A 23,780-nucleotide genomic window follows, 5' to 3' on the forward strand; every position below is an offset into this window, starting at 1 on the left:
GTGCAATTCGCTGTCATCATCCGCGCTTCAACCTTGAAGGTAGTAGGATATAAGCTTTCTCAGCTCGATGTTCCTGTTCGGGGGGAGCCTCAAGAAGCGTCTCAGCCCGTTGTTCTCCGCTATCAGGCCGGAGAGCTCGATTGCGAGGATTTTATTATCCTCACTCAGGCCGTAGGCTTTGTAACGGAGCGGAGCGTACTCCTTTTCGAGCTCCCAGACCTTCTTTTCAAGCTCCTCGGCCTTTCTCTCGAGCTCTTCAAGCTCCCCCTTCGACTCCCTGAACTCTCCTGTAAGGGCGAGTTCAATAATCCTCTCTGGAGGGACGCCGTAGCGCTCCGCAAGCTTCTCAATCTCGGCCGAGAGCTCGCCGAGCTCGACCTCAACCTTTCCGAAGCCCCTATCTGGTTTGATTGTGAGCTTCATATTCGTTCACGCTCCGTGAACGAGTCGTTCACAGTTTGTGAACTTCTCTTCTCATCCAACTTTTTCCTGAGTTCCTCGTTCTCCTTTCTCAGCTTATCTCGCTCGGCTATCATGAGTTCCTTGTCATTCAAGGCCTTCTCGTAGAACTCCCTCAGCTCGCCGAGCTGGTTCTCCATTTCCCGGAGCTTCTCCTCGAGCTTCCCAATTTTCTCCCGAAGGAACTCCTCCCGCTCGGCCTTGAGGGTTTCCTCGACTTTAGGAAGGTTCTCCTCGATTAGGGCCCTAACGTCCCTTCCCTTCAGGGACTTGAACTTCTCGCGGGGCAGGATAATCTCAACCATTCTCTCACCGCGTCAAAATTGTTAATGCCTCTTACTCTTTCCTCAGTTTCCTAATCAGCTCCACGCTGGTCATGCCCTCGGGCAGTTTTCCCTCGAGTATGCCCAGCATTCTCTTGGCGGAGCCCTTCTTTGCCCTCTTCTTGGCCCGCACTTCCATCAAAACGGAGAGGGTCTTCATGTCAACGAGCATTGTCCCACCGCCTTATTTTCCTCAAATCCGTATTTTAACCTTCCTCTCCATCTCGGTCTTCCTGTCGTAGCAGAGAATGTAAAAGGCCAGAAGACCCTTCCACTTTCCATAGGGTTCAATGATTTCCCTAACGTCCCTCTCCTTAACCTCTTTCGGCCTTTTGCCAAAAATCTTCGCGATTCCCCGCCTCAGCCCGAGGTCTCCCGCGGGATAGACGTTCTTCCTCAGACCGTAGGCCAAGAACAGCTCGGCACTCCACTTCCCTATCCCGCGAAACCTCGTGAGGTACTTGATGGCCTCATCAACATCCCGGTCCCAGAGTTCGAGGTTCAGCTCGCCCTTCAAGTAGGACTCCGTGAGGGACTTTATATAGCCGGCGCGGTAGCCGAGTCTGGCTTCCTTTAGCTCCTCCTCGCTCAGCCTGGCAATCCGCTCGGCGGTCGGAAAGGCGTAGAGCTCTCCAACGGGTTCTCCGGCGAGTTTGACGAGGTTTCTAATCGTCCGCTGGGCAAACTCGTAGTTAACCTGCTGTTGAGCTATCACCTCGACAAGGGCCTGATATGGGCTCGGTGATGCGGGAATCGTTAGGCCGTAGAACTCCTCGATGAGGAACGCGAAGGGCGAATCGCCTATCTCGGCGTAGAATGAATCCAAATCTGTGTCGAGGCCGAGAACGAAAGTTAGCTTTTCCCTCGCTTCCTTCCTCTCGCTCCTTCCCCAGTCCTCAGGGAAGCGGAAGTCACCGTCGTAGGCGACCACTCCAATCTTTCCGTTACTCAGCCTCAGGGCCTGGTAGAACGTGCCGTCCCTGAAGGTCCAGGTGCCGTTGCGTATCATTTCCTTTGCGGTTTTTTCAACGCTAACCATCGGTCGAGCTTTACGGGGTTGCGCCTTATATCCCTTAGGGTCAAGATCCAGAGTCTCTTCCCGTCGGATGAGCGCCTTATCTCGATTTCCCCGTTCTCTTCGAGGAAGAGCATTACCTCTTTAACCTTCTCCGGCTTCAGGTTGAGCTTTCTCACCTCGTCCCAGAACGGCTCTCTATGGGAGTACCTGGAGAGTTTCATCACGAGTTCTCTGGCGAGCTTTCTCTTTTCGTCACCCTTCGCAAGGCGATAGCGCCTGTAAGTTTCTGCCAGCATGTTCCCCGTTGGAGATTTGGTCTATAAATGGCTTTCCTAACTCTAACCCGCAGGCAAAAGTTTTAAACGTTTAAGTGGTATCACCTTTGATGAGAGCCATGAGACGTGCCCTGCTCGTAGTCCTGTTCGTTTCAATGTTGCTTCTCCCCGGCGTTTCCGCCGACAAGAAAGTTGTCTACGTGGGTAAGGTAGAGGGCACGATAACTCAGTACACCGCCGACCAGTTCGCGAGCTACATAAAGACTGCAGAAGGACATCACGCGGAGGCGCTGATTGTCGAGCTCAACACACCCGGCGGCCAGGGAGACGCGATGATGCGCATCGTTTCCCTGATTCAGAACTCGACGGTCCCCGTGATAATCTACGTTTATCCAAGGGGGGCAATAGCGGCCTCCGCTGGAACTTACATCGCGATGAGCGCTCACCTTATAGCCATGGCCCCCGGAACGAGCATAGGGGCCTGCGAGCCAATACTCGGCTACGCCGCAAACGGAAGTATAATCCGAGCTCCTGCAAAGATTAGGAACTTCTACACCGCTTACATGCGTTCTCTGGCAGAGGAGAGCGGCAGAAACGTTACGGCCGCCGAGAAGTTCGTTATGGAGGACCTAAGCCTAACGCCCGAGGAGGCTCTGAAGGCCCACGTGATTGAGGTGATTGCGGACGACGTTCCCGACCTCCTTCGGAAGGCCAACGGGATGAGGACAAAGGTTCCCGTGGCTGGAAAAGGCTACGTCACGTTAAACTTTACGAACGTCGAGATAAGGGAGCTTAACCCCTCAATAAGCTACCGCATAGTCACGTTCCTCGCCAACCCTGCCGTTTCTTATCTCCTCTTTGTCGTTGGAATGCTCGGCCTCGTCTTCGGCTTCCTGACTCCCGGCTGGCACGTTCCGGAGACGCTCGGTGCAATCCTGCTCGTTCTCGGCATCATTGGAATGGGCTACTTCGGCTACAACGAGGCAGGTCTCGTGCTGGTAATCCTCGGCATGATTTTCTTCATCGCGGAGGCGCTGACACCGACGTTCGGACTCTTCACGATTGCTGGTCTCGTTAGCTTCATCCTTGGGGGCCTAATACTCTTCGGCAAAGGTGGAGGAGGTGTCTACCTCGTGAGCGCTTCAACCTTCGAGACCCTTAGGATTGCAATCATAGTCACGGGCGTCTTGCTGGCGCTGTTCTTCCTCTTCGGAATGGCCGCAGTTGTCAGAGCTCACCGCAGAAAGCCCGAAACCGGAAGGGAAGAGCTCGTAGGAGAAATCGGAAAGGTCGTTGAGGACCTCAACCCCGAGGGAGTCATAAAGGTTCGTGGGGAGCTCTGGAAGGCCGTCTCAAAGGACGGTTCGACGATTAAGGTCGGGGAAAGGGTTAGGGTCCTTAAGGTGAAGGGGCTGACTCTCATAGTTGAGAAGGTTAGGGGTGGTGAATGATGGCGATTGGAACCATCGTTTTGGGAATAGTTTTGCTTTTTGTTTTGATTATACTGGCGAGCGCAATAAAAATCGTCAAAGAGTACGAGAGGGCCGTTATCTTCCGTCTCGGTAGGGTCGTCGGTGCCAGGGGCCCTGGGCTGTTCTTCATCATACCGATTTTCGAAAAGGCCGTTATAGTTGACCTCCGTACGAGGGTTCTCGACGTTCCTGTCCAGGAGACCATAACCAAGGACAACGTCCCGGTCAGGGTAAACGCGGTCGTTTACTTCAGGGTTATTGACCCGATTAAGGCCGTCACCCAGGTCAGCAACTACATAATGGCAACCAGTCAGATTGCCCAGACCACCCTGAGGAGTGTCATCGGACAGGCTCACCTCGACGAACTGCTCAGTGAGAGAGAAAAGCTCAACCTCCAGCTCCAGAAGATTATAGACGAGGCCACAGACCCGTGGGGCATCAAGGTGACCACGGTGGAGATAAAGGACGTCGAGCTTCCGAGCGGAATGCAGAAGGCTATGGCGAGACAGGCCGAGGCAGAGAGGGAGAGGAGGGCGAGGATTCTACTCGCTGAGGCCGAAAGGCAGGCGGCCGAGAAGCTCCGCGAGGCTGCGGAGATTATCAGCGAACACCCAATGGCACTCCAGCTCAGGACGCTCCAGACGATAAGCGACGTCGCGGGAGACAAGAGCAACGTCATAGTCCTGCCGCTTCCGATGGAGATGCTGAAGCTGTTTCAAGCCGTCGGGGATGCAGCGAGGACGTACACGGCTAAGGTAAAGGAAGAGAAGGAAGAGACCGCCGAATGAACATTTCTGGCGATTACTTCTTTTTATTTCCACCGCAAAAGCTAAAAGCACTTTTCCTTAAGCGATAATCGCAGTGCACCATAGGCCTTAAATTAGAGCATGCCTGTCATGATTTTACCGGAGGTGTCGGCTTTGGAAGGGCGTTCAATAGTTTTTGCATCCGGAAAGGGTGGAACGGGTAAAACGACAACGGTCGCCAACTTAGGTGTGGCTTTAGCCCAGTTCGGCAAGGAAGTGATTCTCCTCGACGCTGACCTGACCATGGCAAACCTCAGCCTCGTCCTCGGAATGGAGGACATACCAATCACGCTCCACGACGTCCTCGCGAGGGAGGCCGACCTTAAGGATGCCATCTACGAGGGGCCAGCGGGAGTCAAGGTTATACCCGGTGGATTGAGCCTGGAAAAGGTCAAGAAGGCAAAGCCGGAGAGACTCAGGGAACTCATGAGGGAAATCGGCCAGATGGCTGACTTCGTACTCATTGACGCGCCAGCGGGACTTGAGATGACCTCTGTTACCGCTCTCCTCATCGGTAAGGAGCTCATCATAGTTACCAACCCGGAAATCTCCGCTATAACTGACTCGCTCAAGACCAAGCTAATCGCCGAGAAGCTTGGAACCCTCCCGCTCGGCGTCGTTCTCAACAGGGTCACCAACGAAAAGACCGAACTCAGCAAGGAGGAAATAGAGGCCATCCTCGAGGTTCCTGTTCTTGCTATGATTCCTGAGGACCCCGAAGTGAAGAGGGCCAGTGCCTACGGTGTCCCACTCGTCATCAAGAACCCAACCAGTCCAGCGGCCATCGCCATCAAACAGCTCGCGGCCAAACTCGCCGGAATCAAGTGGCAGCCGCCCGAGCCGGAGAGCCCGATTAAGAGGGTCTTCAAAGCCATATTTGGAGGGAAGAAGTGATGGCTGAGGTTATCCTTTACGGACTCGTTATAATCCTCCTGATACTCGTCATAATACTTGCAATGCTCTACATGTCCGCCAAGAGCAACCCATACTACGTCGTCTACGATGAAGAGACCAAGACTGCCCTCAAGAGGCGTGTCATGAGCCTTAAGGAGGAGCTCGAGGGCGAGCTGGAGCAGTTCGACGTTGACGACTGGGAGAGGACCCTCGAGGAGTCAATAGACGAGGAAGTCAGGAACCTCTGACCTTCTCTCACCCATTGTTATTAAACTTTTTTTGAGCGTTAAATTTTAAAACCTCCATTATACTTCCTATTCTGGAGGTGGGGGGCGATGAGAACCAAGTTAGGATACGAAGACAAACTCGTGGAGATAAACGGGGGCGAGGTTCTAGTCTTTGCCGGAAAGCTCTACACCGCCCCCCTGGAGGAAGTTGTCAAGTACTACCTCTCAGGCTCGGGGGTTCTACCCTCCGCCATCAGGGACGTGAGCCATGACGTTATCCGGCTCCTTTTAAGAACCGGCGAGCTCGAGACGATAATACACTCCAAGGTTCAGTACGGTGAGAGCCTCTCGGACTAATTCTACAAGTCCCTGGCTATTGAAATTTTCACATCGTTTTCTTTTGGCGCGCTCTTCTCGAAAACATTTAAGTAAGCTTTGACAGAGAAGATAAATTCACAGGGGGTGAAAGAATGAGGGCAAAGGTCAGGATTCTCGACTTCTACAGCGGCCGGTACTCGGTTCTCATAAACGAGGAGGACGCCAAGGAGGCCAAGCTCCACCCGGATGACCTCGTGAAGCTCGAAGCCGGGAAGAAGACGGTCTACGGAAGCGTCGTCATAAGCAACCTCGTGGAGAGGGGAGAAGTTGGAGTTAGCAGGGACGTCCTTGAGCTCCACAGCTTTTCCGAAGGGGAAACCGTTGCAGTTATCCCCGCTGGAACCCCGGAGAGCGTCCGCTACATAAAGAAGAAGATGAACGGCGAGAAGCTCAGGAAGGTCGAGATTGAGGCCATAATCAGGGACATCGTCGACAGGAAGCTCAGAGACATTGAGATAAGCGCGTTCGTGACCTCACTTGAGATAAACGGCCTCGACATGGACGAGATTGCGGCTCTAACCATAGCGATGGCCGAAACCGGTGACATGCTCGACATCGACAGGAAGCCGATAATGGACGTCCACAGCATCGGTGGCGTTCCTGGTAACAAGACCAACATACTCGTCGTTCCGATTGTGGCCGCCGCCGGTTTAACAATCCCGAAGACCAGCTCAAGGGCCATAACCAGCGCCGCAGGAACGGCCGACGTCGTTGAGGTCTTCGCCGACGTCAGCTTCTCCCTCGACGAAATCAAGAGGATAGTCGAGAAGGTCGGTGCGTGCCTCGTCTGGGGAGGGGCTTTGAACCTCGCCCCCGCCGACGACATCACAATCAAGGCCGAGCGCGCGCTCAGCATCGACCCGACCGGGCTTATGCTCGCGAGCATAATGTCCAAGAAGTACGCCATGGGAAGCCAGTACGTTCTCATTGATATACCAACCGGAAAGGGCGTCAAGGTCGAGACCGTCGAGCAGGCAAGGACCCTCGCGAGGGACTTCATAGAGCTCGGCAAGAGGCTCGGTCAGTACGTTGAGGTGGCCATAACCTACGGTGGCCAGCCGATAGGACACACAGTCGGCCCGGCGCTCGAGGCTAGGGAAGCCCTGATGACGCTCATGACCGGAAAGGGCCCGGGAAGCCTAATCGAGAAGGCCACCGGACTGGCTGGAATCCTGCTCGAGATGGGTGGAGTTGCCCCGCAGGGACTGGGCAAGAAGATGGCCAGGGAAATCCTCGAGAGCGGAAAGGCCTGGGAGAAAATGAAGGAAATCATCGAGGCCCAGGGAGGGGACCCCAACATCAAGCCCGAGGAGATTCCGATAGGCGACAAGACCTACACATTCACCGCCCCGACTAGCGGCTACGTCACCGCGATAGACAACAGGGCGATAACTGCCATCGCGAGGGCCGCCGGAGCTCCTGAGGACAAGGGAGCCGGCTTGGAGCTCTACGTCAAGGTCGGCGAAAAGGTCAAGGAAGGCGACCCGCTCTTCACGATTCACGCCGAGCACGAGGCGAGGCTCGACCAGGCGATAGTCCTCGCAAGGAGGGCCGAGCCGATAAGAATAGAGGGAATGGTCCTCCAGCGAATCGGAAACATCTGAACCTTTCATTCTTTCAGCTTTTCCAGCTCTTTTCTGAACTCCTCCCGACTCATGCAGGGCTGGTTCCTCTTCAGCCTGACCGCGGCAATCTTGTAATTACCCTTTCCGACGAACCTGCAGACTTTGTCCGGCTCGTCCACGAGTCTCGCGACCGCGTAGGTGATTCCGTCCCTTTCAACGTAGTCTATAACCGTGTCTTGGAAGCCGGTGAAGATTACGACGCACTTCCTGCTCGGGTTGAAGGGCTTCAAATCCTCGTCTATGGGTGGCAGTCTCTTTACCACGCACTCGCTCGGAAAATCGTGCGCTTTAACGCGCCTTATCAGTTCGGGCATCTCGCCGGTTTCCTCGAAGCGCTCGAGCTCCTCCCTCGAAATCTCGACGGGCTTCGGCGAGTAGCAGAGGAACTCCTCGTCGTGGAACATCATGTAGGTTCCGTCCTTCAGGAACATGAAGGCTATCCTCTCCCTCGGAAGGTCGAAGACGTAGCCTGACTTGCTCTTCTTGACCTCGTACATTTTCCTCACCGGACCAACTCCACAGGTGTCATTTATAACCCTTACTGGTCATTTCTGTTTAATCTTTTCCACCACATGGACGTCTTCGATTCTGGTCACCGGGTACTGGCCGTTCTCGTCCTTCTCGACGGCCTTCACCATGTCCCATATCGTGAGCAGCGCGACCGTTACGCCGGTTAAGGCCTCCATCTCGACGCCGGTCTTGTAGTACGCCCTGACCTCACAGGTGGCCTCTATGTAGTCCTCGCCGAACTCGAAGGAGATGTCAACACCGGTCAGCGGTATCGGGTGGCAGAGGGGAATCAACTCGGGCGTCTTCTTGACAGCGAGAATCCCCGCAATCTGGGCCGCCGCTATCACGTTGCCCTTCTTTGTCTTGCCTGCCTTAATGAGCTCTATCGTTTCCGGTTTGAGTTTAATCCTCCCCTTCGCAACGGCCTTTCGGAAAACGACGTCCTTATGCCCGACCTCGACCATCTTCACGCCCTTCTCATCAACGTGCGTCAGCTCCATGGGACCACCCTCGGAGAATTGGTTTGGAAGCTTATAAGAATAGTCAAGCCGTTTACCAGCCAGACCCGAAAGGGCCTCAGTTCCACCAGTTCCCGCTCTTCTAGAGGTTCGGAAACTAATAAGTTGATAAAACACCCGGTAGGGGATACGGAGATGGCCCGACGGTTTCCACTCTTCTAGAGGTTCGGAAACACGAGGTGCTTGCTCGCCCAGAGAACAGGGAAATACTGAAGTACGTCCTCAAGTTTCCACTCTTCTAGAGGTTCGGAAACTTGGCTCCGCATTGAAAGCGCGGATAGAGGGGTCTTCGATTTTCTCCGTTTCCACTCTTCTAGAGGTTCGGAAACAGTGACTCCCTACCCCACTTTTCTTGGTACAGTTCTATTTCGGGTGTTTCCACTCTTCTAGAGGTTCGGAAACGGTTTGTAAAACCAATATATCTTGAGTGATTTTTCTCTTTTACTTCCAAGTTTCCACTCTTCTAGAGGTTCGGAAACTGGTGCAGCGTTCGGAATAATTGACAATGTCTTCATGAAGAGCACGGCACCCGGTGAGTTTCCACTCTTCTAGAGGTTCGGAAACCGAACTCCTGAAGACCGGGTACGCCCTTACGAACAAGACATTGGTTTCCACTCTTCTAGAGGTTCGGAAACATCTCATCCATATTGTCCGTTGAAACGGCGGACATAAAGGCTTCGTGAATGTTTCCACTCTTCTAGAGGTTCGGAAACTTAGCGTGAACAAGACACAATTACCGAGGATTGTTGCATGTTTCCACTCTTCTAGAGGTTCGGAAACCTCGACGCCACAGACTTCCCGATAAGTAAGATACTCTCCCTCGTGAACAACGTTTCCACTCTTCTAGAGGTTCGGAAACGCAGATGGTTTTCACGCTGACAACCTCGGCGATGGTGTTTCCACTCTTCTAGAGGTTCGGAAACTTTGAGGAAGGAGAATTGACTGGGAACTTCCTCAGTGTGGATTACAAGTTTCCACTCTTCTAGAGGTTCGGAAACGGGCTACAAAATCCACTTCGACCCACGTGGACGCGTTTCCGAACCTGTTTCCACTCTTCTAGAGGTTCGGAAACCATCCGCAAGTATAATCATCTCAATTATACACATAATTTTGCCCTGGTTTTTGTGTTTCCACTCTTCTAGAGGTTCGGAAACCGAAGAGAACACTATAACCACATCCGTGCTGTCTATGCCAGCATACATATTCCTTGTTTCCACTCTTCTAGAGGTTCGGAAACATTAAACGCTGCTAGGCGATTTTTTAATACAACAAAAATGGGGGAAATCAGCCCTTCGCGACGCCCATCGGGCGCATCCTCGCGACGAGCTTCGCTATTCCCGCCTGGTGGACGACGTTGACAACGTTATCAACGCTCTTATACGCGCCAGGCGCCTCCTCCGCGACGACTCTGAGAGAAGCCGCGCGGACGTAGATTCCCCTTCTCATGAGCTCGTTCCTGAGCCTGTCACCGCGGTACTGCCTCGTTGCGGCCTTCCTGCTGAGCAACCTTCCGGCGCCGTGGCAGGAGCTTCCGAAGGTTTCTCTCATCGAGCCCTCGGCTCCGGCTAAAACGTAGCTCGCGGTTCCCATCGAGCCCGGAATGAGGACCGGCTGTCCTACATCGCGGTAAGCTTTTGGAATCTCCGGGTGGCCGGCCGGGAAGGCCCTCGTCGCTCCCTTCCTGTGGACGACGACCTTGACCTTCCTCCCATCGACCTCGTGCTCCTCTACCTTCGCTATGTTGTGGGCGACGTCGTAGACGATGTGCATCTCCATATCTTCCGCCTTACGCTTGAAGACCTCCTCAAAGCTCTCCCTGACCCAGTGGGTTATCATCTGCCTGTTGGCCCAGGCGAAGTTCGCGGCGGCTTTCATCGCGGAGAAATAGCGCTGCCCCTCCTCGCTCCCGAAGGGAACGCTCACCAGTTCGCGGTCAGGCCAGGGGATTCCGTACTTCCTGTTGGCCTTCTCCATTATCCTGAGGTAGTCGCTCGCCACCTGGTGGCCGAGACCGCGCGAACCGGTGTGGACCATTACCACGACCTGCCCCTCGAAGAGGCCGTACGCCTTGGCTATCTCCTCGTCGTAGATTTTGTCAACGACCTGAACCTCAAGGAAGTGGTTTCCGGAGCCGAGGGAGCCAAGCTGTGGCGCCCCCCTCTGCTTCGCCCTCTGGCTGACGGCGTTCGGGTCGGCACCTTCCATCCTCCCGCCTTCTTCAAGGTGCTCCAAATCCTCCTTCCAGCCGTAGCCGTTGTCAACGGCCCACTTGGCGCCATCGGCGAGGACGTCGTCGAGCTGGGTCCAGTGGAGCCTCACCCTTCCCTTGCTTCCAAGCCCGCTCGGGACGTTCTTGAAGAGGGTGTCAACGAGCTCCTTGATGCGGGGTCTTACCTCCTTCTCGGTGAGGTTGGTTCTGATGAGCCTGACGCCACAGTTGTGAACAACCACTCCGTTGGCTATGAAGTTGTGCGCCCTGTGGTAGACGCCGATGTCATAGAACTTCTCATAGCTTGGCCTGACTCTCTCGACTTTAACGACCTTCTCGGCGACAAAACCACCGTCGTAACCCCTCTCGCGCGCGAACTCCTCAAAGGTCGGGAAGTCCTTGGGGACGCGCGGTTCTTTCTCACCCTCATATATTGCCCTCTCGACAAAGCGCTTGTTGACGACGTCCTTGACGGCCTCGTGGGCCTTTGCTACGCTTCCGGTCTCGGCGTAAACCCTTCTCGAGATTTCAGCGGCTCTCTTCCTCTCGGCCCTAACGCGCTCCTTGAACTTCAGGTAGGCGTAGGCGATTAGGCCTTTCGCCTTCTTCTCGAGGTCGTACTCGTAGTTTATTCTTCCGAGGAAGTTCCTGATGCTGTCCTCTCCAACAAGGGCCAGCCGGTATGTTATGCCCTTCTTCGACTTGACCCTGTAAACCGTCGTCCTGACGCCGAATTCCGCTAAAAGCCCCGCTATCTCGTCCATGAACTCTCTAAGGTTTTCTTCAAGTTCCTTGGTCTTCGACTGTGTGAAGTTTATCGGCAGTGGCGTGTTACCCTTGAACTCGATGATGCTTCCGTCGGCCGCGAAGAGTCCTGCCAAGAAGTTCCTCTTCACCCAGAGGGGGGCTCTCTTAATCCACTCTGGAACGCTGTAAGCGGTTTCCGCTTTTCTACCTCTCGGCATTCCAAGCTTCTCCATGAGCAGGGCGAAGCTCCTCGAGGTGACCCTCAGCTCCGCCAAAACGCTCCTGCCCTCGTACTCGCCGCTCACAGTTTCGATGTGGTAGTCCCTCTCGCGCACGTAGAGGTTCGCGCTGATGCCGAGCCTCTCAAGGTCTTTCTTGAGCTCCTTCAGCGTCTCCTCCTTTCCGTAGAAGCTCAGGTAGAGCCTTCCGTCCATCTCGCCGAGGTGACCATCGCCGAAGGCGAAGCCGAGGATTCTCGCGAGGGTTCCTATCCTCGGGTCCTCCCAGCGAAGCGGCAGTAGCTTCCTCTCGCGCAGGAACTTCACTATTTGTCCGTCCTCGCCCTTAAAGTCCTCCTCGCTTAGGAGAACGCCCCTCCGCTCCTCAAACTCAACGCCCTCGAACGGATAAACGAGAACCTCATCTCCCTCACTGACGTTGCCGAGGTAAACGTATCCCAGAGGGGTTAGAACCGGGTGGTCCTCGCTGCCCTCGATGACCTTTCCTGACTCGGTGACGATTCTCACCGCGAGCTCGTTCTCATCAACGTCCCTCTCGGCCACGAAGGCAACCTCTGAAAAATCATTGTGGCCCTCGTCAACGTCGTAGACTCTCAGTCCCTGGAGCTTGAACTTTTCGGGCATCTCCTCAACCTTAACCCAGTATCCGTGCTCCGTGAGAACTTTTGAGCCCGGAGCAAGGCAGTTGATGTCGTATCCGACGCCTCCGGGGCTTATTACGCCCTCTTTAACGTCAAAAGCGGCCACTCCGCCGATTGGGAAGCCGTAGCCCTGATGACCGTCGGGCATGACGATTGAGTACTTGTATATGCCGGGGAGCATGGCGACGTTGGCGGCCTGCTCCAGCGTCCTGTCCTGACGCATCTTCTCGATGAGCTGGTCGTCAGCGTAAACCCTTCCCGGAACGCGCATCCGCCTGTCAAACTTTGGAATCTCCCAGCGGATTTTGTCAATTCTCTTCAACGGCACCATGGTTCTCACCCTTAGGGTATTCTAACGCCGGAACTTTAAAACCTTAGCACCGAATTTCCAACCGCTACCCCTTTATACCACCTTCCCGAAAATCCTTCGATGGCCGGGAACCTGCTCAAGAACATCGGACACCTGATGGCGGGTAGCTTCGCGAGAAGCATGATAATGGTCGTCTTCACGATTTACATAATCAGGGTTATCAGCGTTCAGGACTTTGGAATCTACTCGACGGTTCTCGCTTTCTCGGCCATAACAACGGCCTTCGTCAACTTCGGCCTCGACACTTATCTCACCCGCGAGGCCAGCAGGGAGAGGGATGTTTTTATCCCACTCCTCAAAGCGGTTACGAAGGCCCGCTTTCTGCTCTTCGCCCTCTCCGAGGTTCTCCTCTACGCGCTCCTGAAAGTCCTCGGCTATCCAGAAGAGGTTATCCTCCTCACCCTCGTCTTCGCCTTCGACCCCCTCCTCTGCTTCCTCCTCGATTCCATCTACTCAATCCTCTACATCGAGGGCAGAACGCACCCGGTGGCGCTGGCCGAGTTTGGAAAAAGGGCCCTTCTCCTCATCTTCGTGCTCTTCACTGCTCGCTACGGCCTCTTCTGGATTGTTGTTTCGTACATCGTGGCCGACCTCATAGTCCTCGCCTTCCTCTACATTGACTACAGGAAGCTCGTGAAGAACTTTCCGCGGGGAAGCGGGGTCCCCCTGAGGGAGGTCCTCCGGAAGAGCCTTCCCTTTTCCCTCCAGACTTTAACCGGCCTCTTCTTCTGGAACGTGGACATAATGATGGTGTCAAAGCTCCTCGGAGCCGTCGCGACGGGATTCTACAACGTCGGCGCGACGATTTTCAAGGCGATATACTTCATTCCCCAGTCCTTCGGCTCGGTCCTCTTCCCCAAGATGAGCGAGGCCCACCACGAGGGCAACCTCGAAAGGCTCCGCGGGCCAATCCTTGAGTCCACCAAGAGCCTTCTCTTAATAGCGGTCGGCATCGTGCTCTACTCCCAGACGAGCCTTCCCTACTACATTCCCCTGCTCTTCGGCGATAAGTACGCGCCGGCGATGAAGCTCATGGGGCCGATGTCTCTCATAGTGCTCTTCTACTTTCCGGCCTTCATCGGTCAGAACCTCCTCATGGCAATCGGGCGCGAGAAGGAAGCCGTCAACACGCTGGTCTTCGCGAACATCGCCAACTTCGTCCTGAACCTGATTTTCATAAGGCTATTCGGACTTCTCGGTGCCGTCTACGGAACGGTGGTCAGCCAGGCCCTCTTCCTCGGGGCGACGGTCTACTACCTCCGCGACGTCCTCCCGAAGGTTCTTCCCCCGATGGAGCTCGCGAGGGGTCTCGTCTGGGGGACCCTTGCGTGGGTTCTCACTGCCCTGGCCGTCCTCTGGCTGGAGAACTACGTAAAGCCGGACTGGGCCGACAACCTGTACTTCCTGACGCTCTACCTGCTCTACAAGACGGGGATCATAAAGGTAGAGGGTTTCAGAATCTAATCCCGCCTTAGCCTCCTCTCCTTCGGGACGTAGTTGAGTAGCCTGCTGTTTTTCGCCTTGGCGGAGCCGAGGTAGTAGGAGCGCCATTTGAGGAGCACCCAGCCGTCCGGCGCGTCAACCTCGACACTCTCTCCAGCTAAGTACCGCTTCGCCCCCTCATCGTCCAGCTCGACGAGGTTTTTGGTTGCCTTCGGTCCAACGAGGAAGGCACCCTCAATCGTCAGCCTTATGCCGTCGCTCTCTATCCTGCCGAAGTAGATTCCCCTCCTGCCGGTGTCGCTTATCTTCAGCCCACAGGGCTTGTAGGCGTAGACCTTGCTGTGGTTGCCCCTTATCTCGTAGATTAGCTCCGGGGCATAACCGTAGTTCTCGAGGAGGAGCCTTTTAACGAGCTCGGCATCGCCGGTTTTCCCAATCTCGTCCCTCGGGTTGCTCATTTCCCATCACCCGGCTTGACTATCCTAGCTATGAAGAACGCCTCTGTGTCGTTGTCGTTCGGGTGTATGCGCAGAGCCTTTTTCAGCTCGTCCGAGTAGGTCTTCCCCTCCCACTCAAGGACGGGCTCGCTCGTCTTCACGGGCAGGTTTATCTTTTCAAGCCTCGCGTCGGTCTTCCTCAGGAGGTAGTCAACGACTTCCTCGTTCTCCAGCGGGTCTATCGTGCAGGTCGAATATACCATGACCCCTCCGGGCTTCAGCGCCTTGTAACCGGCCAGGATGAGCCTCTTCTGAATGTTCATGTACTTGACGACTGCCTTCTCACGCCACTCCCTCAGGAAGCGCCAGCTCTTTCGTATCATTCCGACAGAGGAGCACGGTGCATCTAATAGAACCCTGTCGAAGGTATTCTCGAAGCGCGCGAATTTGGCCCCGTCCCTCGTCGTTACCCTCGCTATCAGAACCCCCATCCTGTTGAGGTTCGCTATCAGGACGTTGGCCCTGTCCCTGTTGGGGTCGTTTGCTATTATACAGCCTTCGTTCTCCATGTACTGGGCTATCTGGCCGGTCTTCGAGCCCGGCGCGGCGGCCATATCCAAAACCAGCTCCCCCGGCCTCGGTTCGAGAACCACCGGCGGAATCATTGAGCTGGCTTCCTGGCCGAAGATTAAGCCGAGGCCGTGCTCCGGAACCTTCGCGAGGTTGTCAACGTTGATGAAGAACCCCTCCCTGACCCAGGGAATCGGCTCGAGCTCGAACTCCTCTTTGAGTCTCTCAACCACAACCTCCAGCGGTGCCTTGAGCGTGTTCACCCTGATGCTCTGCCTGAGGGGTTTAACCATGAACTCCCAGAACTCGTCCGAATCATCGAGCTTTGAGTAGCGCTCGTAAAATGCAGGATTGGTTTCCCTGATAACGTCCCTCGCGCTCATCCAATCACCTCACAGGTCGGGGACGAACTGCGCCATCCAGCGCCCGTCCGGCAGTTTCTCAATCCTCATGTCGTGGTAGGTTATCGCCTTAACTTCCTCCTTCGGCTCGTGCTTCTCGCTCAAAGGTTCGCCGCAGGCCTTCGCTTTGAGGCGGTAGCCGTCCTCGGTTTTCTCTATCTTGAGCCTGATGTCGCCGAAGACCAGCCCCTCCATGTCGTGAAGCACCAGGAGTTCCTCAAGGAAGCTGTACAGGAGCGCCTCCAGGTCCTCTTCCTCAACCTCAATCTCGCGACACTCCCTCGGCTCGACCTTCCTCACGTTCACCATCACGTCAAAGAGTCCCAACGCGACCGCCTCGAAGGCCTCCTCCAGCGTTGAGCCGTAACCGCGAACGCCTATGTCAGCGGTGTGCTCGTAGTGCTCCCAGGTTCTCATTCTCTCACCCCCAGGAGGATTGAGTTCAGGCCCTCTCTAAGGGCCACCTCGTGAAGCCTCTTATCTGCGGTGTAAAAGGCATCGGCCTTTACGTACTTCGCCGAAACTATTTGCAAGGCGTCTGCCTGATAAATGTGATACCTCTCAATCAGCTCCCACGCATCGGCGAGGAGCAGGGAATGGACGGGAACGACCTCAAGGACACCCAGCCTCGTGAACCGCTTTACCTCCGCCAGGAAGCCCCTTTTCAGGAAGTTGAACTCCTCCTCGGTGAGCTGGCCTCTCCTCAGCTTTTTGTCGAATATCCCGATTACCTCACCTATATTCCAGAAGCTGAAGGCCAGCTTCACCTCACCCCTGTAGGCGTCCCTGAAGGCTTTCTTCACGACGTCACTTCCGTTTTCGTTCAGATACCTCTTCAAGATTGCGCTACTGTCCAAGTAAACGCTCCTCGCGCTCATCCCTCATCTCCCTCAGGAGCTTTTCACTGCTCTCGCCACCAACGTCGAGTGGCTCGAACCACAGGGGAACTTCGGAGTCGTCAACATCCTTCAAGACCTCGTTTATGAGGTAGTTCATCAGCGCCTCCTCCAGCAGTCTGCTGACCTCGCTCCCCTCCCGGACGGCCAGCTCTTTAAATTCCCTCCACAGCTCCTCATCGACGTAAACGCTCGTTTTTACCCTGCCCATGTCACCACCTGTAGGTAATTACCGATGTCGGTATAAAACCCTATCGAAACCGTTAATTAGACCGCCGTCGAAACGAAGGCGGTGGTGGCATGAGGGAGGTAACGCCCAAGAAAATCCGCGAGATGAAGGGGAAGGAGAAAATCACGATGGTGACGGCCTACGATTACCCCTCGGCGCTCCTGGCGGATAAAGCGGGAATTGACATCGTTTTCGTTGGCGATTCCCTTGGCATGGTCGTTTACGGCGAGGAGAACACGCTTAACGTGACGATGGAGCAGATGGTATTCCACACGAGGGCCGTTGCAAGGGCCGTTAAGCAGGCGCTCGTCCTGGCAGATATGCCCTTCTCCAGCTACGAAGTCAGCGTCGAGGAGGGCGTTAAGAACGCCGTTCGGTTGATTCAGGCCGGTGCCGATGCTGTGAAGATTGAAGGCGGTGCCGACCACGAAAAGCTCGTCAGGAAGCTCGTCAGGATGGGAATTCCGGTTATGGGGCACACCGGTTTAACTCCCCAGCGCTATCTAAGGCTCGGTGGCTACAGAATCACCGGCGAGACGGAGGAGGAAATCGAGGAAATCCTGCGCGACGCGAAGGCCCTTGAGCGGGCAGGGGCCTTCGCGGTCGTTCTGGAGTTCGTTTTGGCCGATGTTGCGAAGCTCGTAACGGAGGAGGTCTCGATTCCGACGATAGGAATTGGGGCGGGTCCGTACGTTGACGGTCAGGTTCTGGTCTGGCACGACCTTCTTGGAATCTATGAAAACTCACCGCCCTTCGCCAAGCGCTACGCCGAGCTGGGTGGGATTATCTTGGAGGCCCTAAATCAGTACAACCGCGAGGTCAAGGCTGGAGAATTCCCGAGCGAGGAGTACTACTGGGAGTACGGGGACAAGGAAGACTTTGAGAGGAAGGCAAAAAACGCCCTCAGAAGGCTTGACTTCTGAGTTCTTTCGGCGACTTTTTGGATTCCTTCCAATTTTGTGTGTTTCCAGCCCTTCTTTGTAACCACTCCGTAGTTTTGGATTGTTTAAACTTCAAGGTTTATAAGGGATTATTGTGGAATATTCAATGGGGGCAGTGGAATGTTCAACGTAACGAGGGGTGCAAGGGGCAACAAGCGGCTCTTAGCGATGGTCTTCGCGTTCTCAGTGGTGGCAGGGGTGTTCATCGGTTTCGTAGCGGCCACTGGCTCAAGCGTCACTTACCATGTGACTCTAAGCCCCAATTCTCCTTACTATTTTTCAATTTCTGGAAGCTTTCTAACGGTCTCCGTAGAGGTTTCCTCTTCTGAACCTGTTACGGTCTGTATAACTGACGCCACGGGGCTTGCAAAGTTAAAGGCGGGCGAAAAAGCCCTGTGCTACATGTACGCGGGGAACGTGAAGGACCTGAAGAGGGTTTGGAGAAGTCCCAACGACGGCCAGTTCTACCTCGTGATACTATCTGACAAGCCCGCAGAAGCGACGGTTACCATAGAGCGCGGAATCCTCGTAAAATGATGGAGCCGGGACCGGGATTTGAACCCGGGACCTGGGGATTACGAGTCCCCCGCCCTGCCGAGCTAGGCTACCCCGGCACCGTTCTAAGGAACAGGCCCGGGATTTATAAGCTTTTCTCAGGGCTGGCCGAGGATGCTCCGGATTACCATCAGCCACTTCTGGGGGTCGAGGGCAACGAGGAAGGCAAGCGTGGCAAGTAGGACGTTGAAAGCCGTTATCGCCCCAAGGGACTTGAGCTCCCACCGGTAGAAGCACTCTGGAACGCGCGCCATCCAGCCATCGGTCGCCCTTGAAACCGCCCACGCCAAGAGGAATCCGGTGAGAACATCGTATATCCAGTGGTGAGCCAAGAACACCGTCGCAAAGGGAATCAGAGTGTTTATCGCTATCAATGCTTTTCCACCTATGCGCTTTCTGTACTTCCAGATTGTTATGATGTTTATCGCCGCAAAGGTGTTGTGGAGGGAAGGCAGCACGAACTCCTGCCTCGTCAGCAGGGTATTGTCAACCGAGTAGCCGGGGATGTGGTAGACGTAGTGGGGAGCGTGGATGTGGAAGATTAAGTAGACTGTCCCAGCCCCAGCGTACGCCATCAGATACCTCGCAAGGAGTTCGTCCGAGGTTTTAAGGTCACGCAGGTAAAGCAGAACGTAGAGGACCATGAACCCTATTGAACCGGCAAAGCCGAAGTAGTAGACCCACCTCAGGGTCATGTAGAGAGGGGGTATCGACTTTGTAAAGCTCAACAAGCCGAGAACGAGGGAGCGGGAAGTCAGAGGAAGCTTAAGGAACTCCCTGGTCGCGTCGATGCTCCACCTGCCGAGGTAGCCGTACAGGATTCCAAAGGCTATCCACCCGAAGTAGCTGAGAATGAAGGCGTTCAACCTCACGAGAACTTCCCTGTCGCGAAGCCTCGCAAGGAGTGGGTTCATTTCTTATCCCCCGAAGTGATTGCTTAACTCGTCCGTTATGTATCGGGATGTATTGGGACCAACCCTTTAAAAACTTTGCACTTAACCCCGGAAGGGTGGTATCATGGAAGTACCCGGCTACGGAAAGATTGAGTTCAACGCCGTCCTCTTCGACCTGAACGGCACACTGGGGGTCGAGGGGAAGGTCCCCGACGACGTGAAGGAACTTCTTGCGAAACTCGCCGACCGCTACACGGTGGTTGTTCTCAGCGCGGACACCTTCGGAACCCTGGAGGAGGAGTTCAAAGGTTTACCCGTTAGAATCGAGAGGGTCTCAAGCGGTGTCGAAAAGGCCGAGATTGCTGAAGGCTACGCACCCTACGCCGCCGTTGGAAACGGAAACAACGACGTTGCCATGCTTGAGAAGGCGGAGCTGGCCTTCTGCGTGATTGGGCGGGAAGGGGCGAGCGTTGACGCGCTACTCGCGAGCGATGTAGTAGTCACGGATGTCAAGGACGCGATAGAGATGCTCCTCAACGAGAAGAAGCTAATAGCGACGCTGAGGAGGTAGCATGAGGACTCTAAAAGGCGTCGGGACGGCCAGACTCGTTGTGAAGAAGTCGGTCTTCATCGGCTACGCCTCGCCCGCTAAAAATGAGGAGGAAGCCAAGGCATTTATCGTAAAAATTAAGGCCCACCACAGCGACGCTAACCACAACGTCTCCGCCTACGTCATAAACGACGGGCGGAACTTCGCGGTCCGCTACGATGACGACGGCGAGCCGAAGGGGAGCGCCGGAAAGCCCGTCCTAAAGGTCATTCAGAACAAAGGCCTGAGCAACGTGGTCGTAGTGGTCACGCGCTACTTCGGCGGGATAAAGCTCGGCTACGGCGGCCTAGTTAAGGCCTACAGCGAGGCCGCCAGCAGGGCCATAGAGAACGCGGGAATCGTTGAGGTCTACGAGACGGAGCGCTTTCAGGTTACCTTTTCCTACAGCCTGTTCCACACCGTTAGGGAAACCATCGAAAAAGCCGGCGCGAGGGTCGTCGGCGAGGACTACTCCGGGAGCGTCACCTTCACCGTCGAGACGAGAAAAGGGGACGCGGAAGGACTGATGAGGCTCCTCGTTGAAAAAACGAGGGGAAAGGCAAGGGTAAGGAGGCTGTTCATGGGGACCTTTAACGGAAAGCTCTAGAGATAAGTAGAAAACACGGAAGACGTAACTCTGCCGTTTAGTAGGGTCATCGAGAAGTACCCAAAACAACAGAGGGGAGCATACTATACGCCCCCTCACAGCCAGGCGATTAGGAACAGCGCCAGACCGTACGCGACTACGAGCGCATAAACCCGCTTGCTCCACGATAGAACCTTACCCCCGTCGAAAAACCTGAAGGGAAGAAGGTTGCACAGCCCCATGAGCGTGTTGATGCCGTACACTGCCGCGATTTCCATGCTACTGTTGAAAAACGCCAAGACGAAGAACACCGTTGCAAAGGCGAGGTTGGCGAGAGGACCCGCGAGGGCTATTTTCCCCACTTCCCCCACATCGTAATGGGGCTTCCAGGTTGTCCCATCCACCTTGGGGGCTACCTCAAAAACCCCCGGTGCAAAAAAGATTGCACTCCCAAGGGTTGCCAGATACAGGAGTATAGAAACCACGATTACAGTCGGAGAGAGCCGATACCCCCCAGCGTACCCAAACTTATTCCCAACGTACTTGTGCCCCAGTTCGTAAAGAGCGAACGCCGTCAGAAGGGGTATTGCGTAGAACTCGGCACTTGAAAGGCTCGTCCACGACAGCATGCCGAGAATCAAAAAGTAGGCAACCGTTAGATGTACCATCTCTACCATGTCCATGAAACCACCGAAGTACCATCGGCGTTAAGCACAAAAATTTTTCTCCTAAAGGGTCTGCTGAGACCAACCCTTACCATTCGAAGGCCCTCAAGGGACCTCAAAGGGGAAATAAAGGAAGTCAAATTAGACGGTTTATCTCTTCCTCCATTCTTACCCTCTCTGCGAAAGCCCGAAGAAGCTCGTAGAGGGCTTTGGCGTTCTCCCGCGTGTAGGAGACCCTGACCGGTTTGAACATGGGTGGTGCAAAGCTGACCGCGTCTTTTTCAAACACGAACTCGGCAGGATACTTTATCGGCGAGAACGTGAAAGAGTCAAAACATTCCAACACGACACGGGTTTTCTTAACCCTTTTCACACCCACAAGAATCACCTCCCAGCTTCTTGAAAAGAAAAGAAAGCTTCAGAGGGCGGGAACGGGGTCGGAAACCTCGCGGGGAACGTTCATACCTTCAACGTGTCTCATATACTTCCAGTAAAGATATGCCAGTTTCTGAACGTTCTCGCGGGTGTATTTGATGAGAAGCTGGCTCGAAAAGTTCTCGCTCGTAATTGTGAGTTTCAGGTACTTGGGTTCAAACTCGGCTTTTATTGTTACAGTTTCAGAAGGGCCGTCAAGCTCAAGAAGGTAGCAATCAAACTCGTATCCAAAATTAAGGGCACGCACCATTCCGCACCACCAGAAACGCTACCTCCAGTCCCGAGGAGGTCCGGAAACGGCGAGAGTAATAAAGCAAGTTTAAATTTATAAATCTTTCGGTCCATGGAACATGCCACCAAACTCATGTGAAGATGTAGCTTTCAAAAAGGTGTCCTCTTAGGGTTCCTAGAACGCATTAATCCTTTGATTCATCGTTCAACATCCGCATCCAGGAAAAAGTTTAAAAGGTTCCGTCATGAGTAGACCGCGGGTTAGGGGCCGTAGGGTAGCTTGGCCCATCCTGCGGGCTTTGGGAGCCCGTGACCCGGGTTCAAATCCCGGCGGCCCCACCACACTCTTCACGTTTCTACGTTCCAGTCCCATCGGTAACGTCTCGCGTGAGAAACTAACGCGGGTTACAATATTGGGGTCAGTATAGTCCCAGTGCAAGTGTTGGCATGCAACGAAACGCGAAACACTTGAATGAAAGGGAGGCGTAGGTACCTGTATCACCCCCCAATCGAGATATTACCGTTTCAGGTGTTGCACGACTGTTTCATGGATGAAACAAACGCATCTACTTGTTGGTTTTTGTTTTCGTTTTTCTGTTCCACGAGAGGATACGGTGTTATGATGCCAGAACAAACGTCTGGAATTCGCACTTGGGAATGCAACAAAATAATAAAAATGAACCCCTACGGTGTTGCACAGATGCAACGATGCAACGTCCTGCACCGAACGTCTTGATGTTCTATGAGTTACTTTCAAAAATCCTAAGCAATCGACCGTACTCGAAGCCGTTCAGCCGAAGTCTCTCCGTCTCCCAGTCCTCCGTTTTCTTGCCCTTCCATACACCGTACAGCTTGTAGTGGGCAAAGTTAAGCTCGCCGAGAACTACGGCGAGGGTATAGAGTGTATCCCTGAGGTCCTCCCAGCGCCCCTTAAGTGTCTTTCCAAAAACATCCTCCCACTCAAGCTTGAACGGTATCAGTCCAGAGCCGCTCAGGGCTTTCATCTCGGCGTAGGCCCTATCGTCCAGGGTAACGACAAGAACGTTCACGTCCTTCCTCTCGGCGTAGCTTCTGTAATCAAGGGCTATCCTTGTATCCCCCTCCTCATTTCCCCCACTGTCAACTAGTTCCGCACCGCTTGACTTCAACTTCTGAAGCTCCACCAAGCCCAGCGTTGCAAACCTTGCCAGCGGGGTTGGCTGGTTGGAGAACACTCCCAAAGCGGTGTTGTAGCGTAGCTTTTTGTTCAGGTGTCTTCCAACTTCATCCATGACACCCTTGGCGTACAGGAAGTCGAAAATCAAGTTTCCGTTTCTGTAAAAGTCATCCTCAGCTAGAATCTTCGAGGGAACTCTGAAGTAGAGAGCGTTCGTGTCAAAGCCCACGTAGAGGGGTCGTCCATCCTCAAGGAGAGAGAAGACTTTTTTCCTGAGCTCGTCCCAGTTCCTGAACTTGGCCATTCCTCCGGCCACTATCGCCTCGCGGACCTTCGAGGGGTCACCGTGAACGGTATCATTGACATGAACCCTCTGGGAGACCTTGAGCTCCGCTTTTTCACCGAGCCTAACTTTTCCTATTGGAATGCTCCTCAACGAGACGTCGAACGCGGTTTTACCATCGAGGTAGAGGGAGTTGAGAACCCTCATGAGGGCTCCCCGGGTTATGAAGTAGCTACCTGAAGACTCCTTTCCAGACCTCCTCGGTCTGAGAAAACCCTTATTCCCGGTGAGTTCTCTCGTTGTAAAGAGCTTTTGTTTCACCATTGGGACGTCAAAGAGAAGCCTCCCCGTGTAGCTTAAATCGTCTAGATGGAGGTACGTCACCTCGTCGGCGTTCTCTGACATGGCCGCGCTGAGGAGGAGGGCGCTCATGAACTTCCTGCCTGGAGTGATGTCCACAACAACCTCGTAACCCTTACTCTTCAGTGAGTTGATGAGGGAGCCGGCTTTTTCCCTGAACTCGACGGGGTTCTCCTCGTTGAACCTCAGGTTCTCTCCCGCAACAACTTTTACGCCAGCCCCGTACGTCTTAGATAGTTCTTTGATTAGCTCCTTTGCTTTTTCTAACTGTTCCCTGACGTCATCGTTCCAGAGAAGGTACACCATATTCGGTAACCAGGAGTAAACCTCGGAGAGATACCAGAGTGGATTGATAACGGCCTCAACGCTCGTTCCAACTGTTGTTATGTAAGCCCTCAT

Annotated in this window: 29 protein-coding genes, 2 tRNA genes and 1 CRISPR repeat array; of the genes, 12 read left to right on the top strand and 19 right to left on the bottom strand. The window is 54.4% G+C overall.

The annotated features are described in order from the left end of the window. Positions 1–27 precede the first annotated feature (27 nt). Genes CS910_RS09805 through CS910_RS09820 form a run of 5 tightly spaced genes read right to left on the bottom strand, consistent with a single transcriptional unit; the run spans position 28 to position 2,096 of the window. Positions 28–423, bottom strand: a complete 396-nt coding sequence (locus CS910_RS09805; protein ID WP_099211605.1) for a hypothetical protein — start codon at positions 421–423, stop codon at positions 28–30. After that, on the bottom strand, positions 420–764 hold the full coding sequence (locus CS910_RS09810) for a hypothetical protein (RefSeq protein WP_099211607.1): 345 nt from the start codon (positions 762–764) through the stop codon (positions 420–422). Before CS910_RS09810 ends, CS910_RS09805 begins: the two co-directional genes overlap by 4 nt. Before the next feature lie 31 nt (positions 765–795). Then, positions 796–954, bottom strand: coding sequence for a hypothetical protein (locus CS910_RS12000; RefSeq protein WP_173866250.1), 159 nt, complete (start codon positions 952–954; stop codon positions 796–798). A 21-nt stretch (positions 955–975) separates the two neighbouring features. Further along, entirely contained in the window at positions 976–1,821 is an 846-nt protein-coding gene (locus CS910_RS09815) for a DNA-3-methyladenine glycosylase family protein (RefSeq protein WP_099211609.1), read from the bottom strand. After that, on the bottom strand, positions 1,788–2,096 hold the full coding sequence (locus tag CS910_RS09820; protein ID WP_099211611.1) for a hypothetical protein: 309 nt from the start codon (positions 2,094–2,096) through the stop codon (positions 1,788–1,790). Before CS910_RS09820 ends, CS910_RS09815 begins: the two co-directional genes overlap by 34 nt. Before the next feature lie 98 nt (positions 2,097–2,194). Between CS910_RS09820 and CS910_RS09825 the strand changes: the two genes are divergently transcribed. From CS910_RS09825 to CS910_RS09850, 6 genes are all read left to right on the top strand, one after another. Next, positions 2,195–3,526, top strand: coding sequence for an NfeD family protein (locus CS910_RS09825; protein ID WP_394346620.1), 1,332 nt, complete (start codon positions 2,195–2,197; stop codon positions 3,524–3,526). Further along, entirely contained in the window at positions 3,523–4,335 is an 813-nt protein-coding gene (locus CS910_RS09830) for a slipin family protein (RefSeq protein ID WP_099211615.1), read from the top strand. The genes CS910_RS09825 and CS910_RS09830 overlap by 4 nt, the downstream gene beginning before the upstream one ends. 132 nt (positions 4,336–4,467) lie before the next feature. Beyond that, positions 4,468–5,247, top strand: a complete 780-nt coding sequence (gene minD / locus CS910_RS09835) for a cell division ATPase MinD (protein ID WP_099211617.1) — start codon at positions 4,468–4,470, stop codon at positions 5,245–5,247. Next, positions 5,247–5,495 carry a hypothetical protein gene (locus CS910_RS09840; protein ID WP_173866252.1) on the top strand — a complete coding sequence of 83 codons (249 nt, stop codon included), beginning with the start codon at positions 5,247–5,249 and terminating at the stop codon, positions 5,493–5,495. The genes minD and CS910_RS09840 overlap by 1 nt, the downstream gene beginning before the upstream one ends. Before the next feature lie 87 nt (positions 5,496–5,582). Beyond that, on the top strand, positions 5,583–5,831 hold the full coding sequence (locus CS910_RS09845) for a hypothetical protein (RefSeq protein ID WP_099211621.1): 249 nt from the start codon (positions 5,583–5,585) through the stop codon (positions 5,829–5,831). 113 nt (positions 5,832–5,944) lie between these two features. Beyond that, positions 5,945–7,456 carry an AMP phosphorylase gene (locus CS910_RS09850; protein ID WP_099211623.1) on the top strand — a complete coding sequence of 504 codons (1,512 nt, stop codon included), beginning with the start codon at positions 5,945–5,947 and terminating at the stop codon, positions 7,454–7,456. Positions 7,457–7,461: 5 nt separating this feature from the next. Here CS910_RS09850 and CS910_RS09855 read toward each other — a convergent pair whose 3' ends face one another. The 3 genes from CS910_RS09855 to CS910_RS09865 all read right to left on the bottom strand — a co-directional run bounded on the left by CS910_RS09855 (position 7,462) and on the right by CS910_RS09865 (position 12,672). Further along, positions 7,462–7,974, bottom strand: a complete 513-nt coding sequence (locus tag CS910_RS09855) for a hypothetical protein (RefSeq protein WP_099211625.1) — start codon at positions 7,972–7,974, stop codon at positions 7,462–7,464. A 48-nt stretch (positions 7,975–8,022) separates the two neighbouring features. Next, positions 8,023–8,487: a cyclic pyranopterin monophosphate synthase MoaC gene (gene moaC / locus CS910_RS09860; RefSeq protein ID WP_099211627.1), complete on the bottom strand. Its 465-nt coding sequence runs from the start codon at positions 8,485–8,487 to the stop codon at positions 8,023–8,025. Between the two features lie 88 nt (positions 8,488–8,575). Next, positions 8,576–9,742: direct repeats of the CRISPR family, unit length 28 nt; unit sequence GTTTCCACTCTTCTAGAGGTTCGGAAAC. 47 nt (positions 9,743–9,789) lie between these two features. Beyond that, on the bottom strand, positions 9,790–12,672 hold the full coding sequence (locus tag CS910_RS09865; RefSeq protein WP_099211629.1) for an intein-containing RctB family protein: 2,883 nt from the start codon (positions 12,670–12,672) through the stop codon (positions 9,790–9,792). Between the two features lie 99 nt (positions 12,673–12,771). Here CS910_RS09865 and CS910_RS09870 point away from each other — a divergent pair, with 99 nt between their 5' ends. Next, complete coding sequence (locus CS910_RS09870) at positions 12,772–14,175, top strand: flippase (protein WP_099211631.1); 1,404 nt, start codon at positions 12,772–12,774, stop codon at positions 14,173–14,175. On the opposite strand, the gene CS910_RS09875 is transcribed toward CS910_RS09870, so the two are convergent. Genes CS910_RS09875 through CS910_RS09895 form a run of 5 tightly spaced genes read right to left on the bottom strand, consistent with a single transcriptional unit; the run spans position 14,172 to position 16,669 of the window. After that, on the bottom strand, positions 14,172–14,612 hold the full coding sequence (locus tag CS910_RS09875) for a methyltransferase RsmF C-terminal domain-like protein (protein WP_099211633.1): 441 nt from the start codon (positions 14,610–14,612) through the stop codon (positions 14,172–14,174). The genes CS910_RS09870 and CS910_RS09875 overlap by 4 nt on opposite strands. Beyond that, on the bottom strand, positions 14,609–15,544 hold the full coding sequence (locus tag CS910_RS09880) for a tRNA (cytosine(49)-C(5))-methyltransferase (protein ID WP_099211635.1): 936 nt from the start codon (positions 15,542–15,544) through the stop codon (positions 14,609–14,611). The genes CS910_RS09875 and CS910_RS09880 overlap by 4 nt, the downstream gene beginning before the upstream one ends. A gap of 9 nt (positions 15,545–15,553) precedes the next feature. Then, positions 15,554–15,979, bottom strand: coding sequence for an archease (locus tag CS910_RS09885; protein ID WP_099211637.1), 426 nt, complete (start codon positions 15,977–15,979; stop codon positions 15,554–15,556). Further along, on the bottom strand, positions 15,976–16,440 hold the full coding sequence (locus CS910_RS09890) for a type II toxin-antitoxin system VapC family toxin (protein WP_099211639.1): 465 nt from the start codon (positions 16,438–16,440) through the stop codon (positions 15,976–15,978). Before CS910_RS09890 ends, CS910_RS09885 begins: the two co-directional genes overlap by 4 nt. Next, positions 16,409–16,669: a ribbon-helix-helix protein, CopG family gene (locus CS910_RS09895; protein ID WP_099211641.1), complete on the bottom strand. Its 261-nt coding sequence runs from the start codon at positions 16,667–16,669 to the stop codon at positions 16,409–16,411. Before CS910_RS09895 ends, CS910_RS09890 begins: the two co-directional genes overlap by 32 nt. An 89-nt stretch (positions 16,670–16,758) precedes the next feature. On the opposite strand from CS910_RS09895, the gene panB reads away from it, so the two are divergent. Both panB and CS910_RS09905 read left to right on the top strand, forming a co-directional pair. Continuing rightward, complete coding sequence (gene panB, locus CS910_RS09900) at positions 16,759–17,610, top strand: 3-methyl-2-oxobutanoate hydroxymethyltransferase (protein ID WP_099211643.1); 852 nt, start codon at positions 16,759–16,761, stop codon at positions 17,608–17,610. A 138-nt stretch (positions 17,611–17,748) separates the two neighbouring features. Continuing rightward, on the top strand, positions 17,749–18,165 hold the full coding sequence (locus tag CS910_RS09905; protein WP_099211645.1) for a hypothetical protein: 417 nt from the start codon (positions 17,749–17,751) through the stop codon (positions 18,163–18,165). Here CS910_RS09905 and CS910_RS09910 read toward each other — a convergent pair. Together CS910_RS09910 and CS910_RS09915 are read right to left on the bottom strand one after the other, a co-directional pair. Further along, positions 18,166–18,242 (bottom strand) — tRNA-Thr (locus tag CS910_RS09910). It abuts the gene before it with no gap. Between the two features lie 39 nt (positions 18,243–18,281). Continuing rightward, positions 18,282–19,097 carry a phosphatase PAP2 family protein gene (locus CS910_RS09915; RefSeq protein ID WP_099211648.1) on the bottom strand — a complete coding sequence of 272 codons (816 nt, stop codon included), beginning with the start codon at positions 19,095–19,097 and terminating at the stop codon, positions 18,282–18,284. Positions 19,098–19,200: 103 nt separating this feature from the next. Between CS910_RS09915 and CS910_RS09920 the strand changes: the two genes are divergently transcribed. After that, the gene (locus CS910_RS09920; protein ID WP_099211650.1) at positions 19,201–19,647 is read left to right on the top strand and encodes an HAD family hydrolase; all 447 of its coding nucleotides are present in this window, start codon (positions 19,201–19,203) and stop codon (positions 19,645–19,647) included. Position 19,648: 1 nt separating this feature from the next. Continuing rightward, positions 19,649–20,272: a YigZ family protein gene (locus CS910_RS09925; protein WP_099211652.1), complete on the top strand. Its 624-nt coding sequence runs from the start codon at positions 19,649–19,651 to the stop codon at positions 20,270–20,272. A 95-nt stretch (positions 20,273–20,367) separates the two neighbouring features. On the opposite strand, the gene CS910_RS09930 is transcribed toward CS910_RS09925, so the two are convergent. From CS910_RS09930 to CS910_RS09940, 3 genes are all read right to left on the bottom strand, one after another. Continuing rightward, positions 20,368–20,934 carry a zinc metalloprotease gene (locus CS910_RS09930; protein ID WP_099211654.1) on the bottom strand — a complete coding sequence of 189 codons (567 nt, stop codon included), beginning with the start codon at positions 20,932–20,934 and terminating at the stop codon, positions 20,368–20,370. Positions 20,935–21,052: 118 nt separating this feature from the next. Continuing rightward, positions 21,053–21,289, bottom strand: coding sequence for a hypothetical protein (locus CS910_RS09935; RefSeq protein WP_145955408.1), 237 nt, complete (start codon positions 21,287–21,289; stop codon positions 21,053–21,055). A gap of 45 nt (positions 21,290–21,334) precedes the next feature. Beyond that, the gene (locus CS910_RS09940) at positions 21,335–21,601 is read right to left on the bottom strand and encodes a hypothetical protein (RefSeq protein ID WP_099211658.1); all 267 of its coding nucleotides are present in this window, start codon (positions 21,599–21,601) and stop codon (positions 21,335–21,337) included. 245 nt (positions 21,602–21,846) lie between these two features. Here CS910_RS09940 and CS910_RS09945 point away from each other — a divergent pair. Continuing rightward, positions 21,847–21,924, top strand: a tRNA-Pro gene (locus tag CS910_RS09945). Between the two features lie 398 nt (positions 21,925–22,322). Here CS910_RS09945 and CS910_RS09950 read toward each other — a convergent pair. Further along, positions 22,323–23,780, bottom strand: a complete 1,458-nt coding sequence (locus tag CS910_RS09950; protein WP_099211660.1) for a hypothetical protein — start codon at positions 23,778–23,780, stop codon at positions 22,323–22,325.

Source organism: Thermococcus henrietii (genome assembly GCF_900198835.1).
In the GTDB taxonomy this organism is placed as follows: Archaea; Methanobacteriota_B; Thermococci; order Thermococcales; family Thermococcaceae; genus Thermococcus; species Thermococcus henrietii.

Excerpts from the sequence above, each read along its gene's own strand:
- CS910_RS09865 (WP_099211629.1), bottom strand. The coding sequence starts at position 12,672 with ATGGTGCCGTTGAAGAGAATTGACAAAATCCGCTGGGAGATTCCAAAG.
- CS910_RS09890 (WP_099211639.1), bottom strand. The coding sequence starts at position 16,440 with ATGAGCGCGAGGAGCGTTTACTTGGACAGTAGCGCAATCTTGAAGAGG.
- CS910_RS09940 (WP_099211658.1), bottom strand. The coding sequence starts at position 21,601 with ATGGTGCGTGCCCTTAATTTTGGATACGAGTTTGATTGCTACCTTCTT.
- CS910_RS09880 (WP_099211635.1), bottom strand. The coding sequence starts at position 15,544 with ATGAGCGCGAGGGACGTTATCAGGGAAACCAATCCTGCATTTTACGAG.
- CS910_RS09840 (WP_173866252.1), top strand. The coding sequence starts at position 5,247 with ATGGCTGAGGTTATCCTTTACGGACTCGTTATAATCCTCCTGATACTC.
- CS910_RS09920 (WP_099211650.1), top strand. The coding sequence starts at position 19,201 with ATGGAAGTACCCGGCTACGGAAAGATTGAGTTCAACGCCGTCCTCTTC.
- CS910_RS09905 (WP_099211645.1), top strand. The coding sequence starts at position 17,749 with ATGTTCAACGTAACGAGGGGTGCAAGGGGCAACAAGCGGCTCTTAGCG.
- CS910_RS09855 (WP_099211625.1), bottom strand. The coding sequence starts at position 7,974 with ATGTACGAGGTCAAGAAGAGCAAGTCAGGCTACGTCTTCGACCTTCCG.
- CS910_RS09925 (WP_099211652.1), top strand. The coding sequence starts at position 19,649 with ATGAGGACTCTAAAAGGCGTCGGGACGGCCAGACTCGTTGTGAAGAAG.
- moaC (WP_099211627.1), bottom strand. The coding sequence starts at position 8,487 with ATGGAGCTGACGCACGTTGATGAGAAGGGCGTGAAGATGGTCGAGGTC.
- CS910_RS09825 (WP_394346620.1), top strand. The coding sequence starts at position 2,195 with ATGAGACGTGCCCTGCTCGTAGTCCTGTTCGTTTCAATGTTGCTTCTC.
- CS910_RS09915 (WP_099211648.1), bottom strand. The coding sequence starts at position 19,097 with ATGAACCCACTCCTTGCGAGGCTTCGCGACAGGGAAGTTCTCGTGAGG.
- CS910_RS09870 (WP_099211631.1), top strand. The coding sequence starts at position 12,772 with ATGGCCGGGAACCTGCTCAAGAACATCGGACACCTGATGGCGGGTAGC.
- CS910_RS09805 (WP_099211605.1), bottom strand. The coding sequence starts at position 423 with ATGAAGCTCACAATCAAACCAGATAGGGGCTTCGGAAAGGTTGAGGTC.
- CS910_RS09845 (WP_099211621.1), top strand. The coding sequence starts at position 5,583 with ATGAGAACCAAGTTAGGATACGAAGACAAACTCGTGGAGATAAACGGG.
- CS910_RS09850 (WP_099211623.1), top strand. The coding sequence starts at position 5,945 with ATGAGGGCAAAGGTCAGGATTCTCGACTTCTACAGCGGCCGGTACTCG.
- CS910_RS09930 (WP_099211654.1), bottom strand. The coding sequence starts at position 20,934 with ATGGACATGGTAGAGATGGTACATCTAACGGTTGCCTACTTTTTGATT.
- panB (WP_099211643.1), top strand. The coding sequence starts at position 16,759 with ATGAGGGAGGTAACGCCCAAGAAAATCCGCGAGATGAAGGGGAAGGAG.
- CS910_RS09885 (WP_099211637.1), bottom strand. The coding sequence starts at position 15,979 with ATGAGAACCTGGGAGCACTACGAGCACACCGCTGACATAGGCGTTCGC.
- CS910_RS09950 (WP_099211660.1), bottom strand. The coding sequence starts at position 23,780 with ATGAGGGCTTACATAACAACAGTTGGAACGAGCGTTGAGGCCGTTATC.
- CS910_RS09875 (WP_099211633.1), bottom strand. The coding sequence starts at position 14,612 with ATGAGCAACCCGAGGGACGAGATTGGGAAAACCGGCGATGCCGAGCTC.
- CS910_RS12000 (WP_173866250.1), bottom strand. The coding sequence starts at position 954 with ATGCTCGTTGACATGAAGACCCTCTCCGTTTTGATGGAAGTGCGGGCC.
- CS910_RS09830 (WP_099211615.1), top strand. The coding sequence starts at position 3,523 with ATGATGGCGATTGGAACCATCGTTTTGGGAATAGTTTTGCTTTTTGTT.
- CS910_RS09895 (WP_099211641.1), bottom strand. The coding sequence starts at position 16,669 with ATGGGCAGGGTAAAAACGAGCGTTTACGTCGATGAGGAGCTGTGGAGG.
- CS910_RS09815 (WP_099211609.1), bottom strand. The coding sequence starts at position 1,821 with ATGGTTAGCGTTGAAAAAACCGCAAAGGAAATGATACGCAACGGCACC.
- CS910_RS09820 (WP_099211611.1), bottom strand. The coding sequence starts at position 2,096 with ATGCTGGCAGAAACTTACAGGCGCTATCGCCTTGCGAAGGGTGACGAA.
- CS910_RS09810 (WP_099211607.1), bottom strand. The coding sequence starts at position 764 with ATGGTTGAGATTATCCTGCCCCGCGAGAAGTTCAAGTCCCTGAAGGGA.